Origin of the sequence: Acinetobacter sp. T_3_1, from assembly GCF_025377055.1 — a bacterium.
GTDB lineage: Bacteria > Pseudomonadota > Gammaproteobacteria > Pseudomonadales > Moraxellaceae > Acinetobacter > Acinetobacter kookii.
This window is the reverse complement of the sequence record NZ_JACHVD010000014.1, coordinates 22,299-37,777: the sequence shown is the minus strand read 5'-3', so window position 1 is coordinate 37,777 and position 15,479 is coordinate 22,299. Positions and strand designations below refer to the sequence as shown.

General features: G+C 42.4%; 15 protein-coding genes. 4 read left to right on the top strand and 11 right to left on the bottom strand.

Translation table 11 applies throughout. The annotated features are described in order from the left end of the window. Positions 1 to 171: 171 nt before the first annotated feature. Positions 172 to 861, bottom strand: coding sequence for a M23 family metallopeptidase (locus tag H4I94_RS12435; RefSeq protein ID WP_261183295.1), 690 nt, complete (start codon positions 859 to 861; stop codon positions 172 to 174). 108 nt (positions 862 to 969) lie between these two features. Between H4I94_RS12435 and H4I94_RS12430 the strand changes: the two genes are divergently transcribed. Then, on the top strand, positions 970 to 1,410 hold the full coding sequence (locus tag H4I94_RS12430) for a DUF721 domain-containing protein (protein WP_092820526.1): 441 nt from the start codon (positions 970 to 972) through the stop codon (positions 1,408 to 1,410). A gap of 97 nt (positions 1,411 to 1,507) precedes the next feature. On the opposite strand, the gene lpxC is transcribed toward H4I94_RS12430, so the two are convergent. From lpxC to gshB, 8 genes are all read right to left on the bottom strand, one after another. Next, complete coding sequence (lpxC, locus tag H4I94_RS12425) at positions 1,508 to 2,410, bottom strand: UDP-3-O-acyl-N-acetylglucosamine deacetylase (RefSeq protein WP_261183293.1); 903 nt, start codon at positions 2,408 to 2,410, stop codon at positions 1,508 to 1,510. 124 nt (positions 2,411 to 2,534) lie between these two features. After that, the gene (gene ftsZ, locus H4I94_RS12420; RefSeq protein ID WP_092820530.1) at positions 2,535 to 3,725 is read right to left on the bottom strand and encodes a cell division protein FtsZ; all 1,191 of its coding nucleotides are present in this window, start codon (positions 3,723 to 3,725) and stop codon (positions 2,535 to 2,537) included. A 159-nt stretch (positions 3,726 to 3,884) separates the two neighbouring features. Next, entirely contained in the window at positions 3,885 to 5,147 is a 1,263-nt protein-coding gene (ftsA, locus tag H4I94_RS12415; protein ID WP_092820532.1) for a cell division protein FtsA, read from the bottom strand. 71 nt (positions 5,148 to 5,218) lie between these two features. Further along, a complete protein-coding gene (locus H4I94_RS12410) occupies positions 5,219 to 6,073 on the bottom strand; it encodes a cell division protein FtsQ/DivIB (protein ID WP_092820534.1) in 855 nt (284 codons plus the stop codon). Positions 6,074 to 6,076: 3 nt separating this feature from the next. After that, complete coding sequence (locus H4I94_RS12405) at positions 6,077 to 7,006, bottom strand: D-alanine--D-alanine ligase (protein ID WP_092820535.1); 930 nt, start codon at positions 7,004 to 7,006, stop codon at positions 6,077 to 6,079. Positions 7,007 to 7,062: 56 nt separating this feature from the next. Further along, complete coding sequence (gene murC / locus H4I94_RS12400) at positions 7,063 to 8,511, bottom strand: UDP-N-acetylmuramate--L-alanine ligase (RefSeq protein WP_261183292.1); 1,449 nt, start codon at positions 8,509 to 8,511, stop codon at positions 7,063 to 7,065. A 14-nt stretch (positions 8,512 to 8,525) separates the two neighbouring features. Next, positions 8,526 to 9,623 carry an undecaprenyldiphospho-muramoylpentapeptide beta-N-acetylglucosaminyltransferase gene (gene murG, locus H4I94_RS12395; protein ID WP_261183291.1) on the bottom strand — a complete coding sequence of 366 codons (1,098 nt, stop codon included), beginning with the start codon at positions 9,621 to 9,623 and terminating at the stop codon, positions 8,526 to 8,528. 323 nt (positions 9,624 to 9,946) lie between these two features. Then, the gene (gshB, locus tag H4I94_RS12390; protein ID WP_261183290.1) at positions 9,947 to 10,891 is read right to left on the bottom strand and encodes a glutathione synthase; all 945 of its coding nucleotides are present in this window, start codon (positions 10,889 to 10,891) and stop codon (positions 9,947 to 9,949) included. A gap of 116 nt (positions 10,892 to 11,007) precedes the next feature. Here gshB and H4I94_RS12385 point away from each other — a divergent pair, with 116 nt between their 5' ends. Continuing rightward, positions 11,008 to 11,199 (top strand): DUF3565 domain-containing protein, encoded by a 192-nt coding sequence (locus H4I94_RS12385; RefSeq protein WP_261183289.1) that lies wholly within the window; start codon positions 11,008 to 11,010, stop codon positions 11,197 to 11,199. A 364-nt stretch (positions 11,200 to 11,563) separates the two neighbouring features. Here H4I94_RS12385 and H4I94_RS12380 read toward each other — a convergent pair whose 3' ends face one another. Both H4I94_RS12380 and pyrE read right to left on the bottom strand, forming a co-directional pair. Then, positions 11,564 to 12,028, bottom strand: a complete 465-nt coding sequence (locus tag H4I94_RS12380) for a MarR family winged helix-turn-helix transcriptional regulator (protein WP_261183288.1) — start codon at positions 12,026 to 12,028, stop codon at positions 11,564 to 11,566. Between the two features lie 1,080 nt (positions 12,029 to 13,108). Beyond that, complete coding sequence (gene pyrE, locus H4I94_RS12375) at positions 13,109 to 13,759, bottom strand: orotate phosphoribosyltransferase (protein ID WP_131274200.1); 651 nt, start codon at positions 13,757 to 13,759, stop codon at positions 13,109 to 13,111. Between the two features lie 40 nt (positions 13,760 to 13,799). On the opposite strand from pyrE, the gene H4I94_RS12370 reads away from it, so the two are divergent. Continuing rightward, positions 13,800 to 14,618, top strand: coding sequence for an exodeoxyribonuclease III (locus tag H4I94_RS12370; protein WP_261183287.1), 819 nt, complete (start codon positions 13,800 to 13,802; stop codon positions 14,616 to 14,618). Positions 14,619 to 15,101: 483 nt separating this feature from the next. Further along, positions 15,102 to 15,449, top strand: coding sequence for a Spx/MgsR family RNA polymerase-binding regulatory protein (locus H4I94_RS12365; protein WP_092820700.1), 348 nt, complete (start codon positions 15,102 to 15,104; stop codon positions 15,447 to 15,449). Positions 15,450 to 15,479 lie beyond the last annotated feature (30 nt).

Below are 15,479 nucleotides of genomic sequence, written 5' to 3'. Positions count from 1 at the left end.
ATTTAGATAATAAATACTCGTTGACCATTCTTTACGCAATAAAACAAAAAACCGCCAATAAAGGCGGTTTTTTATACAATAACTATTCTCTTGAATGATACTATTATATTCGAAAGCTCTAAAGGTCCTAGAGTTACTCTTTAACGAATATACAAATCTGTATTTATCAACTTATGGCAACATTGCTAAATAAGTTGATGGATTTTTGCGTTGTCCATCTTTCACGACTTCATAATGCAAGTGTGGACCCGTACAACGACCTGTACAACCCACATTGGCAATGTGCTCTCCAGCTTCTACGCGATCCCCAACACGGGCAATCAAACGTGATGCATGTGCATAACGGGTCAAATAACCGTTGCCATGATTAATTTCTACGTATTGACCATACCCTGTACCCCAACCTGATTTGGTCACTACACCCGGGCCAGTGGCATAAATAGGCGTACCGCTTGGTGCAGACAAATCCAGACCGGAATGATTTTCAGCGCGACCGCCCATGGTACGCCCACCAAAGTTGGAACTCACACGTTTCATGTCTGGAAGAGGATGAGACACCAACCAGGAGTAAGCATTGCTAGAATAAGTGTTTGAGCTGGTTGAACGATATTTTTTCGCTAAAGATTCATTGTTTAATTCAATTGTTTTTTCACGCAATTGAACATTCATTCTGGTTTCAGCAGGAAGATCAATATCATTTGATTCTGCATAAGACCCTTGGGCCAAAGTACGGGTCAATTGTTCAATACGATCTACCGATGCATTGTTAGAGCTAGGAGTTAATTCAACTAAATCTGCAAAAGCTACAGATGCGGCAGAAGCTGCCAATGAAAACGCTAATAAGATACGTCGCGTATGCATAAAAAACCTCTTTTAACTGTTCTTAGTCAATGTCCTTGCGTGATCTCTTCCTTGATATCCACTAAAAGAAGTGCGTAAGATTAAGACACAAGTATGTAGGAACAATGTATGTCGGAACCAGTGAACGTCTTTCAACAAACAAGAAAACACTTAAAAACAGGAAACTTTACGTTTCTCTCTACACAAGTTGCTGCATGGCAGAAACTTACAAAACTCATTCAACCGATATTGCCCCAACCAGAGCAATGGCAAGTTGTTTGTTATCAACATGGCATTTTGACGATAACGGGTGCAAATCAGGCCATGATTAGCCAGCTCGCCTATCTTCAAAAGCAATATATCGCCCAATTGTTACAATTACCTGAATTTAAAGACTTACAAAAATTGCAAGTACGATTAAGAATTCAGACGCAAACCCCTCCAAAACCCCAATCTCTGTCCCGATCCCTTAGTCCAGATACTCAAGACTTACTTCGTGGTGCTGCCGACTTTGTAAGTGACCCTAAGCTTAGCCAAGCTATGCTACGTTTGGCAAGAAATAAAAAGTAACCAATACAGGCATATCTTTGAATTAAGAAATAAAAGATGTGAACTGCTTAACAATTCGTTTTGTTACATTATAACACTTGCATTAAAAGACAATAACTTATGTCACACTTACATAAGAAATTGGACACTGTTTAATGTCATCAAATGTTACAATTTCGTAATTACTTGGATCACTTTTAACATTGCGTAATAATTGATTATTTAAGGCATGTCCGGACTTATAGCCATCAAATTTGGCAATAATCTGGTGTCCCAAGAGATATAAATCCCCGACTGCATCCAGAATTTTATGACGTACAAATTCGTCCGAGAAGCGCAGCCCTTCTTCATTGACCACCCCGGTTTCATCCACACCAATCGCATTTTCCAGGCTGGCGCCTAAGGCCAGATTATTGGCTTTTAGATAGTCCAGATCTTTCATAAAACCAAAAGTACGGGCTCCACTGACTTCGTAAACAAAGGTTTCGGTAGAAAAATCGATGGTTGCGGACTGATATTCTTTTTTAAATGCCGGATGATCAAAATCAATGGTAAAGTTGAGCTGGAAGCCGTCATAAGGATGAAATACTGCACGTTTATCATCAATTAACGCTTCAACATGTTTTAAAATTTTTATAAATTTTTTCGGTGCGTCCTGTTCTTGCAATCCGCCTTGCATGAGCAAATAGATAAATGGACCCGCACTACCGTCCATAATCGGAACTTCTGAAGCCGAAACTTCAATAATCAGGTTATCAATTCCCAGTCCGGCAATCGCACTCATGACATGCTCAATGGTACCGACTTTGGCATTGTCCTGAACCAGATTAGAGCACATGAACGCTTCTTGAATCAGCATCGCATCTGCAGGAATATCTACCGGCGGATCTAAATCGATACGTCGAAATACAATACCCCCATCCACATGGTGCGGCACAAAGTTAATTAAGACTTTTTGCCCACTATGAAGACCAATACCGCTCGCTTTCACGACACGCTGTAGGGTACGTTGTTTCAACATGTTTTTCTATCATCTGCTCATCAAACCGCTATACGTTAGCATATTTAGCCATTGATAAAAAATAAAAAGGTAGTCGCAAGACTACCTTTTCTGTTGAATTTGTGCAGCCTGCACAAATTGAGCATTATTTACGTTGCTGATTTTTCAAGTAATCTTGAATACTCATTGGCGTTGGACGTGATGAACCAACGGCCGGAGCAGGTGCCGTTGCCGCTTCATTTTGCTGACGTTGAATGGCTGGCACATCATCATCTTCTACGACAGCTTGTGCTGTATGATTGACTGGACGTGTAGCAGACTGCACTGCTGGACGTTTTACCGTATCTGCCGAGTCTGCGGAATTACGGGTCAAACCGGTTGCAATCACAGTAACACTGATTTCATCACGCGCATCCGGATCAAAGACTGTACCGTAGAACACTTGACCTTCGTCCAGATCGACAATCTGGTTGACGACATCGGTAATTTCTTCAATTTCACCGAAGGTCACATCATCACCACCAGTCACGTTAATTAAAATGCCTTTGGCATTCATAATGGTGACGTTATCCAGTAATGGACTACGAATAGCCTGTTCAGCTGCCTGACGTGCACGGGTTTCACCACGACCTGAACCCACACCCATCATGGCATAGCCACGTGTACTCATGGCGGTTTTCAAATCGGCAAAGTCAAGGTTGATATGACCTGGACGAACAACCAGATCAAAGATACTGCGTACCGCATTTAACAACACATCATCTGCTTTTTTGTACGCATCTTTCATTGAAATGTCGCGGAAAACTTTAAGCAAACGCTGGTTAGGAATAATAATCAGTGAATCGACATGCGCTTCCAGAGCCTCAATGCCTTTTTCAGCAGACTGTTGACGACGCTTGCCTTCAAAGTTAAACGGAGTCGTCACCACACCTACGGTCAAAATACCCATTTCTTTCGCAATTTCAGCCACAACTGGCGCAGCGCCGGTACCTGTACCGCCCCCCATACCGGCAGTAACGAATACCATGTCGGTACCTTCCAGGTGTTGGCGAATCAGTTCACGGCTTTCTTCAGCAGCAGTCTGGCCCACTTGAGGATTTGCCCCTGCACCCAGACCACGCGTGCTTTGTTCACCTAATTGAATTTTGAATTGCGCATTCATACGGTCTAAAGCTTGTTTGTCGGTATTGGCACAAACAAATTTTACCCCTTGAATGTCGGATTCAAGCATGTGTTGCACGGCATTACCACCAGCACCACCAACACCAAATACAGTGAAACGGGCTTGACCGTTGCTATCGTTTTGATCATCTTCTAAAAATTCAAATGAGGCCATGACCTTTGGATTTCCTAATTCGTAATTGGCAGTCACTTAAGCCCGTATACTGCCTTGATCTTAATAAAAATTGAGTTTAGGATGCTGTCCAACCACACGCTTGTCAAGTGCAAGCCGTTAGACGTACAACTTCCTTACAATATTCCCAATAAATTTCACTTAAAATATCGATTTTAACTGATTGTTCAATGCTGACCATGCCCGACCGACCCGTTTAAAAACACTCAGTTTTTCAGGGTCTGTCGCTTCTACAATGGTATCTTGCGTATCACTTTGGCTAAACATCAACAAGCCGGCAGCAGTCGCATACTGTGAACGACGTAAAGCGGCCTGATTCTGTTCATCAGCATGTACTTGCACGGGCGGATTGCCTAAATGCGCTGACACCCCCAACATATGACGCGCCAGATTCACCATGCCTTCAATTTGACTGGCATCACCCGTCAGAACCACACCATGATACAAACCATGAATGGCCCCATTCCGCTGTAACTCTTGATGAACCTGGGTCAGAATTTCTTCATAACGCGCAATAATGATTTCCGCCAATTCAATACGGCTAATGGTCTGTGGACCATCAATACCCTGAAATTGAATCATATGGTCAGGCTTGACCACTTTCAGGTCAACACAGCCATACAACAATTTCAGCCGTTCAGCTTCTTCGGTGGTGGTTTGCAATACGGCAGCAATATCACGGGTGACATGCTCTCCCCCGCGTTGCAAGGTATGTGTCAATGCCAGGCGACCATCCAGATATACGGCAATATTGGTGGTACCCGCACCGATATCGACCAGGCATACCCCATATTCTTTTTCATCTTTCAGCAAACTGGCTTCAGCAGTCGCCAGACAGGAGACCACCATTTTCTCCACGCCAATATTGGCCCCTTTCAGCGCACGATCCAGATTCTGCATGGTGCTGATCGGCAACATCATCAGCTGATAATGCCCCACCATACTATGTGCAGACATGCGAATCGGATTTTGCACCCATTCAGCAGAATCGTCCAACTCAAAACCTAAAGGTACAGCACTCACCAGATAATGGTCTGAAGTCAAATGACTGGCTTTGGCCAACTCGAGCGCACGAACCACTTCGCTTGTTGTAATTGTGTGGTCGCTATTTTCAATCGGAGTACGGCCTGAAGCATAAAAACTTTTTAATTCTGCGCTTGGAATGGAAATCCAAGCGGAATGCACCCGGCATTCAGCCATATCTTCTGCTTCTTGTACGGCATTTTTAATTGCAGTGATGACCTTGTCTAGACTAACAATTTTCCCTTTATTCATGCCTCGGTTACGAGCGGTTGCCATCCCAATCACTTGGATATTGTCTGGCGCATGTACCTTACCAATCAAAACTGAAACTTTGTGTGTCCCAATGTCAATCGCAACAACCGAGGGAACAGCTTCATTCATTATCTACTACTACCATTACGTGTTTAGTTAATTTATGGCCTTAAGCCTCTATTTTATATAAAGCCGCCCAATTATGGCTTTACCGTTCTTGTATCTGCAATGCTTGTGTCATCAATCGTTACAACAAAATGACCATTTACAATATTCGGAGGTGCTGCATTCTTCCATTGTATGGCCATTCCGTTTCTATAACGCAAGTCTACTGACGAAATTTTAGCCCAAACCGGTTTTAAATCACTTTGTGCCAGATGACTCAAGCGTTGAAGTTTACCCATGGTCTGATCCTGATCGACAATAATGCGCAAACCTGAATCAAACTGCATGAACCAGGTCATACGTTCTGTTAAATATAATTCTTTTAAGCGAATGTTGACCGGCAGGAACAACTGATTAATTTCATTGTAACGACGCATCATCATTTTTGACTGAGAAGCAGGACCATGCAACAAAGGTAATTTCTGGTTATTCTGCGGCACCACTTCTGTAAAAATATCGCCACTATCACTCAACAGTCGTCCAGTTCCCCAACGGGCAATGGCATGACGGGGCATCACTCGTACACGAATTGAATTTGGCCATGCACGTGAAACCACCACGCGATCCACCCAAGACAACTCTAAAGCCTGATCCCGGATTTTTTCCAGATCAGAGGTAAAATAATTTTCTGTAACCTTGGGTGCAACATGGGTCATGACCTGGCGATTTTCAGCCTCTGAGCGGGTACCCACCACACTCAGTTTGGCCACCCGCGCATCAGTCATGACACCATACAGACCATATATCCCCACAGCCAATACCACAAGTGCAACCAGCATCAATAACCAGCCACCCAGATTCGTAAGCTTTTCCTTACGTGTAGGTGGCTTATCATGAATGGAGGTAATTGCCGCTCGTTTACGGCGCATTGAAGCAGGGAGTTGAGCCATATTCTAGTGAGCCGCAGCCGTTAAAGTCTGTTCTAAAATCGCCACACACAACTCATCAAAACTATAGCCTACAGCTTTGGCAGCCTTGGGTACCAGAGAATGACTGGTCATGCCTGGAACAGTATTCACTTCCAGTAACCAGAAGTTGCCCTGTTCATCCTGCATGGCATCAATACGACCCCAACCGCTGGCACCGACAGCCTGAAAAGCACGCAAACATAAAGCCTGCAGACGTTTTTCTTCTTCTTCGGTTAAACCGCAAGGGATACCATACTGCACGTCATTACGGTTGTACTTGGCCTCATAGTCATAGAATGCCACATCTTTTGGCGGTTCCAGGCGAATGATCGGCAAGGCCTGACCATTTAAAATCACAATGGTAAATTCACGGCCAGTAATCCATTTCTCTGCCATCACCACTGCATCATGTTCAGTCGCCTTGGCAATCGCATCAGCAAAGTCTTCCTTGCGTTCAACTTTACTCATACCAATACTTGAACCCTCATGCACCGGTTTGATAATAAATGGCAGACCAATGCTATCAATAATTGCATCCAGGTCAGAGTCTTTGGTCACAATACGATAGGGTGCCGTTGGCAGTTCCGAACCTTGCCAGACCTGCTTGGTTTTTACCTTGTCCATACCAATCGCAGAACCTTGCACACCGGTACCGGTATAAGGAATATTCAACCATTCCAATGTACCTTGGATTTGACCGTCTTCCCCACCGCGACCATGCAAGACAATAAAGGCGCGGTCATAGTTGACCAGTTCAGTCACACTACGCTCTTGCGGGTCAAAAGCTTCGGCATTCACCCCCGAACGCACCAATGCTTCAAGCACAGCTTGACCACTATCTAGAGAAACCTCGCGCTCAGCTGATTTACCACCAAGCAATACGGCAACTTTGCCGAATTTTGAAGCATTTGCCACGTTTATATCCTTAAACTTTATAACTGAACGATCACATGCAAAAACACACAAAGTGATTATTTTAAATACAAATTATTTTGTGCAAGCTCAACCGAGATCGCACCCACATTACCTGCGCCTTGCGTTAATAACAAGTCATTCGCCTGTAACACTTTTTGCATCGCGTTTTGTAAATTGCCATCTACAGGGTCAATCAAAATCGGCTCAACATCGCCACGCAAACGGATACTGCGTGCCAGACTGCGACTATCTGCCCCGACAATCGGCTTTTCGCCTGCAGGATACACTTCTAACAATAACAATTGGTCGACTTGTGACAATACATCGACGAAGTCATCAAAGCAGTCACGGGTACGAGTAAATCGGTGCGGCTGGAACATCATCACCAGGCGACGGTCTGGATGACTTTGACGTGCCGCTTTAATGGTGGCCTCGACTTCCTTAGGATGGTGACCATAGTCGTCTACCAATTTAACATTGCCATCTGCAACTTCAAATTCACCTTGAACCTGGAAGCGACGGCCTACACCGCTAAAACCCTCTAATGCACGGCAGATCGCACCATCAGAAACACCTTCATCGGTTGCAATACCAATTGCCGCCAAGGCATTCAACACGTTATGCAGACCCGGCTGGTTTACCGTCACACGAAGTGGTTCACGGTTTTTACGCAGCACGGTAAAGTGAGTACGCATACCATCCTGATCAACATCAACCGCACGGATGTCGTTGTCTTCGTTAAAACCGTAGGTTAAGAGTGGACGGCCAATACGTGGCATAATTTCACGAATGTTGGCGTCATCACCGCAGACCACAGCCAGACCGTAGAATGGAAGTTTCTGCAAGAACTGCACAAAGGTATCTTTCAGGACATCAAAGCTGCCGCCATAAGTATCCATATGATCCGCATCAATATTGGTCACAATGGTGGCCATAGGCTGCAAGTGCAGGAATGATGCATCTGATTCATCCGCTTCAGCCACGATGTAACGGCTGGCTCCGAGTGCCGCATTGACACCGGTACGGTTCAGCAAACCGCCGATCACATAAGTTGGATCAAGATTTTCTTCCGCCAGCATACAAGTCACCAAACTTGTCGTGGTGGTTTTACCATGCGTACCGGCAACGGCAATACCGTGACGGTAACGCATCAGCTCACCCAGCATCTCTGCACGGCGAACCACGGGAATACGGCTTTCAATGGCGGCCTTGATTTCCGGGTTTTCAGGATCAATCGCGGTTGAAACCACCAGGACATTGGCATCTTTAATATTTTCTGCCGCATGGCCAATATAGACCTTGATGCCGTTTTCTTCGAGTTGAGCCGTGGTTTTAGAGGCTTTAATATCGGAGCCCGATACTTTATAGCCCTGGTTTTTTAGTACTTCTGCAATGCCACACATCCCTGCACCGCCGATCCCCACGAAATGAATGTGTTTGATACGGCGCATTTCAGGCACTTTGATTAACTTTTTTGCTTGGTCAGCAGGAGTAGATGGAGACATATATTACTCTAATTTTACAATTCTTGAATTAAACGAACCACGTGTTGGGTTGCATCTGGTTGAGCTTGTTGACGTGCCTTGACTGCCATTTCAGACAACAACTGGCGATTCATCAACGGGGCTAAAAGTTCTTTTAAGCTGTCTGGAGTTAAAGTGGCTTGTGGGCAAATTTTTGCCGCACCAGTTTTGGCTAAAAATCCGGCATTCGCCGTCTGGTGATCATCGACCGCACTTGGCAGTGGTACAAAAACCGCTGCCACCCCTGCCGTTGCAATTTCTGTCACGGTTAAAGCACCGGCCCGGCAGATAATCAGATCGGCATCCGAATAAGCCTTGGCCATATCTTCAATAAAAGGCTGTACTTCCACCTCTAGTGATGCAGGCTTATCTACATAACGTGCCTGGGTCGCCTCGGCATGGTTTTGACCACATTGATGATACACATTCAATGGTACATTCAGCTGTTTTAAGGCTTCCGGTACACGTTCATTTAATGCCTGTGCACCGAGTGAGCCACCGACAATTAAAATACGTAGCGGCAAACCCGCTTTCTCACGTTCTTGATAACGCCAAGACGGGCTTAAAATTTCAGTAATTTCTTTACGTACCGGATTGCCGGTGGTCACGATTTTTGCACTTTTAGGGAAAGTGTCGGGAAATGCCTGACACACTTTTTTTGCAATACGCGATAACTGGGTATTGGTGAAACCGGCAATGGCATTTTGCTCGTGAATAATTACGGGAATACCCAAGGCACGAGCCGCCAAACCACCAGGACCGGCCACATAGCCGCCAAAACCGGCCACAGCATCGACCTTAAGCTGTTTCATATAACGCATGGCGCTTAGGGTGGCTTTTAAAATTTTAAATGGTGCCAATAACTTACGCACAGCCCCATTCCCACGTACACCCTGAATATCAATCTGGTAAATTGGAATATTATGATTCTTTAATAAGCGGTTTTCCATGCCGGTCGGCGTTGCCAGCCAGGACACTTCAATTCCCTGCTGCTGTAATTCTTTGGCAACAGCAAGTGCTGGAAAAACATGCCCACCGGTTCCGGCAGCCATCATCATTACATGTTTCGGCGTTGTTTGCGTTGCTTCGGTCACAGTCTAATTCTTCAATTCTAAAATAGGAATAACGAAATTTGATTTTAAGCTAACAATTGTAATCACAAACGCATAACCGTGAAAGGTTATTTACTTTTTTTCAACATGCGTTTGATTGTTTTTTTCTTCAGATTTTAAAGTTTAAACTAGTTTTATTGATAATCGAGCAAAATATATATTTTTTAAGCAATTTTACGACCTGTTTTTTTGAACAACCCGTAAATTCCTGTCCCTTTGGTATCCCAAAATAAAAAGCAAGAAAAGGAACGAATCAAACAGAATAAAAAAGAGCTCCCATGAGGAGCTCTTTTAAAAAATAAGACTTAGGCTTGCAAACCTGCTTCCAGAACGGCAAATAAATCATCGGCAATGGAAGTTCCAAACTGGCTATCAATTTCACGGATACAGGTTGGACTGGTCACATTAATTTCCGTCACGTAATTGCCAATCACATCCAGACCGACAAAAACCAGGCCTTTTTCACGTAAGTAAGGGCCTACTTTTGCTGCAATGGCTTTGTCATTTTCAGAAAGTGGACGAGCTTGCCCCAAGCCACCTGCTGCCAGGTTGCCGCGCACTTCGCCATTTTGCGGAATACGGGCCAGGCAGTAAGGTACTGGTTCACCATTCACCATCAGGATACGTTTATCGCCCTCGACAATTTCCGGAATATAACGCTGCGCCATAATCGGTCGGATACCGTTATTGGTCAGCATTTCAATGGTCGACCCAATATTGATGCCATCTTGATACAAGCGGAAAATGCCTGTGCCGCCCATTCCATCCAGTGGTTTGACAATTACATCGATGTGTTCTTTCAGAAAATCGCGGATCAAACCTTCATTTGAGGTCACTAAAGTCGGTACCTGAAGTTCTGGGAACTGGGTGGCGAACAGTTTTTCGTTACAGTCACGCAAGCTTTGCGGCTTGTTAATAATCCATGCCCCTTCACGCTCGGCTTGTTCCAGAATATAGGTGGTATAAACAAAGTTCATGTCGAAAGGCGGGTCTTTACGCATCAGCACCACGTCATACGCCGCGATCGATTCTTTTTTCTTTTCACCCAATTCATAATAATGGTTATAGTCTTCAAACACTTTCAGCGGTGAAATCAAACCGAAGGCTTTACCTTGATCGATGTATAAATCTTGCTGTAATGCATAACCCAACTCATGTCCACGACGGCTGGCAGCCCAGAGCATGGCCATAGAAGAATCTTTTTTCAGGTTTACATTTTCGATGGGATCCATCACAACAAGTACGCGCATATCGATCTGCTCATGTATTTTTAAATTGAGAAAAGTATAGCGGAGTTTAATCTTTCTTTTTTCTCAATTTTAGTAAAGCTTGTATGGAATACTTTGAACACTGACAGGAATACTTTATGCAACAAGCCATTATTGGATTTCACCTAGATGAAGAAAATCATTGGGTCGCAGACCTGGCTTGCGGTCATACGCAACATATGCGGCATAATCCGCCCTGGCAAAACCGCCCTTGGGTCATGACAGAGCAGGGTCGAAAAGAGAAAATCGGGATAATGCTGGAATGCAAAAAATGTGAAGAACCAGATTAATGATTTTTCAGATAAAGAATAAATAATGAAATATTTATCTAAAATATAATATTACAATTTTCTTTAGCCATGTCAGAATAATGATTTTTATCCTCAATTGCATAAATTAAAAGAGTTTAAAACCCCAAAAACAGATCATTTAAATTAACCATTTAAAAATAAAACCCCAATCCACCATATTCACCCCTGTTAAATCAAAATCTATATAATAAAAAAATAATGATTTGACCAGATATTATAATCACCTTTATTAATTTTTTATTTAAGCCCCTACTATTAAATTATTTCCCATACAGAATAAATCACATTTACCCCTTAAAATAAAAATTAGCAATCTATTAAACATTTATTTACTTTCATTCATTTAAGGCGCAAGGTTCTTAAAAATATGTTTAAGATTATCCAGCATTTTCTCAATTTGTAGGGGAGTTAAACCATCAAAGGACTGTTCTAATACAATCAGGCTGAGATCATTAATTTTCTGAATTGTTTGTTGTCCTTTCTCTGTTAATAATACTCGGGTAATTCGGGCATCCTTCTCACAGCAATAAGTACTCACCAATCCTTCGTCTCTTAAGCGATAGATCACTTTAGTGGTGGTCGACATTTTAGAAATCAACATTTCCGACAGATCAGATACGCTGGCTTTATTTTTAGATTTTAATGCCAGCAAGACACGACGGCGTGAATTATCTAAACCATATTTCTTTAATGCATGATCAACGTTTTGTATATATTGAGCATGCACTTGAGTAATCCAGTGATATAGAGAATTTTCTAAATTAAAATCTGCAGATCCAGATAAAAACCTATTGTACTTTTTTGCCACGACCTCACCTCTTTTAACCCATTAGGATCATTAAAACTCTTTTAAAATGCATTCTATTTTATTCCCTTTAATCTTTGTTACATTTTACCCACTCAATATCTGCGATTCATTATTCCCCCCTCTACTCTCTTTTTAAAATTAACTCTCTAATTCTTTTTTGCTTCTGCGAGCCTCTTTTTAATAAAAAGAATTAGAGAGTCCAATTCTAGGTACAGTTCCCTTTTATATTTATTTATTGTTATTAGGCAAAATGATTAAATCACTTTAATGGTTAAATGATCTATCACAAAAAATACCATTTTATTTTTGCAGATGTGTAAAAATGTGACAGAGTTAACATTAATTTATTTTGGAAAAATCGTCTATTTTCTGCAATTTTTAACTTATTAAAATAAGTAAAAAATTGAGTTTATGAATTTTTTTATATTTTTGATAAAAATAAAATACTGTTTAATTTAGTATTTTTACATATTAAAATTTTATACTTTTAGAGTATAGAGTTTAAAAAATAAAGGAAAAATAATCTTTCTTTACTTTCTCACAATATGCATTTTGTATAGTTTGTTGAATATTCACTAATTTATTAGATATCTTTATTAAAATAAATTTAAAGCAGAATTTTTGCTCGGAAATAGCGAATTTTCTGAGGGGCAAAATTAAAAAAGGGCTATCCGTCAACGGAGCCTGAGGAAAAAAGAATTTTCTTTTAATCTTTTCCCGTCTTAGCGCTGAATAAATTAAAAAATGATAAAAAGGAAGCACAGGATCATTGCTGGTCCATAATTTGAATTTTATTTCAGCACCAAATCAATACAAGGATATTTTACGCTTAAATATTTGATATTTATTTATATTTAATTTCTCACAGCCTTGTCTTTTCTTTAAAAGTTGAAGTGACTTTGTGTAGGCTTAACCCTACTTTTGACAGACCAAAAGTAGGCAAAAGTCTTTAGTCCCCATACACGACGTCCTGTCGTGATGGGGATTGTGTGGCATCCTTGCCACACTCACAAATCAAATCCCTGGAATTTAACTATGGGACAGCAGTGGCACAGGGCTTCCTTTTTAAGCATTGTCCCATCAGATGCCGTATTTCACCCGATACGCTTCCATTTTTGCTAACGCCTCTTTCTCGCCTTTGGCATCCAGAAAATCCATTAAATCTTTCATCGTAATCAAGGCATGAACAGGAATTTCCAGTTCTTTTTGAACTTCCTGAATAGCAGACAATTCGCCCTGTCCTTTTTCCTGACGATCCAGCGCCACCAATACACCGGCAATTTGCGCGCCGGCATTTTTAAGAATGGTCACAACTTCACGAATAGCGGTGCCTGCAGTAATCACATCATCAATAATCCAGACTTTTTTACCTTCTACTGAAGCCCCTACCAGTACCCCGCCTTCACCGTGGTCTTTGGCTTCTTTACGGTTAAAGCCCCAAGGTACACTTACGCCATGATTTTGTGACAACGCTACAGCCGTTGCAGCAACAAATGGAATACCTTTATAAGCCGGGCCAAAAATCACATCCACATTCTCACATGCCGTTAATTTGTCTGCATAGCCTGAAGCCAATAGCGTTAACGCTTCACCATCATTGAGCAGGCCGGCATTAAAAAAATAAGGACTCACACGACCCGATTTTAAAGTAAACTCACCAAATTTAAGCACACCACGTGATAATGCAAGTTCGATAAAAGCTTGAGGGTTAAAAGTCGCTTGCGACGTCATGAGGTGCTCCAAAATTCATAAATAGAGGTAAGACTTGCGCATGATACCAAAGAGTAGCTATCCAAGTGATCAAAAAATTCTAAGAGTGGTTTCAATTAACGTAAATGGCTTGCGTTCATCCGTGACCAAAGGCTTGCTGGAATGGATGGAACAGTCGGAAGCCGATGTCATTTGTATGCAAGAAAGCCGGATCACCCATGCGCAGTGGACTGAAAAATTTAGACCTGAAGGCTGGTACACGCACCTTTTCCCGGCAGAACGTGCAGGCTATGCCGGTACCGCCATTTATAGTCGCCTGCCTTTTGTCTCCGTAAAAGATGGTTTAGGCTTTGAACTGGCAGATGCTCAAGGGCGCTTTATTTCTGCAGAATTTGATCTCGGTTTGGACAAGCCTGTATACATCTGTTCGCTGTATTTGCCTTCGGGTTCATCCGGTGAAGAAGCCCAAGCCCGTAAAGACCATTTTTTGGATCAATACCAAGACATTCTCAAACAATGGCGGGATGAAGATAAATCGATCATTGTCTGCGGCGATTACAACATTGTGCATAAACGCATTGACATTAAAAACTGGTCGGGCAACCAGAAATCTTCAGGCTGCCTGCCGCATGAACGCGCCTGGCTCGACCATATTTATGATGATCTGGGTTATGTCGATACCTTCCGTGAAGTGCGTAAAGAAGCTGAACTTTATTCCTGGTGGTCCAATCGCGGACAGGCACGTGCCAAAAATGTCGGGTGGCGCATTGATTACCAGGCCTGCTCACCGGACTGGAAAGCCCGTACCGTCAATGCCTGGGTCTATAAAGAGACCTGGTTTAGCGACCATGCACCTGTGATAATTGATTATAAAATATAACTGATCATGTGGTATTGAGTGGACACCTGTTCACTCAATACCAGCGTATAGATTACAAAAGATGTCGAATTTGTTGCTTTTTATATACATCTTTTAAGTGCATTATTGTCGCACGGCACAGGGATAAGTCAGGAAGACTGAAAAGGGATAGGACGCCGTAGGATGAAACAGAATAAACCACTTCGGTAGCTTATTTTGCAAGGATGTGACAATGGACGTTGAAATGAGACCCGCATGATCAGGATGATTAAATGCGGGTTTTCTCTTTTCATCATCTTTATTTTTCTTTTCTATTTCCCTATTTTTTCTATTTTCCATATTTAGAATAATCATATGGTTCTTATGTATGGCTTTATCATTACAGATCTGAATGTCAGTTTGATGACAGCTGAATTTTTTAATTTTAATCCTGTTAATTCACGCTAGAGCTTCTGGATAATTTTCGCTACGCTATCGCATAAGAGAAAATGGAACGATTCACTTATGCTAAAGATTTATGGCATCAAAAACTGCAATTCAATGAAAAAAGCCTTTGATCTACTCAACGAACTCGGTCTTGCCTATGAGTTTCACGATTACAAGAAGCAAGGCATTGCGGCTGAAACGGTAAAAACATGGCTGGATGCCAAAGGTCAGGAGCTTATCCTCAATAAAAAAGGCACCACCTGGCGCAAACTGAGCGAAACGGAACAACAAACCGCTTTAAGCAGTGAAGAAAATCTGATTGAAGCGCTCACCAGCCATAACAGCTTAATCAAACGTCCAGTGCTTGAAACTGCTTCAGGATATATCGTGGGCTTTGATGAAGACGCATATCGGGCATTAAAGTAAGCCTACTTCCCCATATTAAAAAAAGCCTGA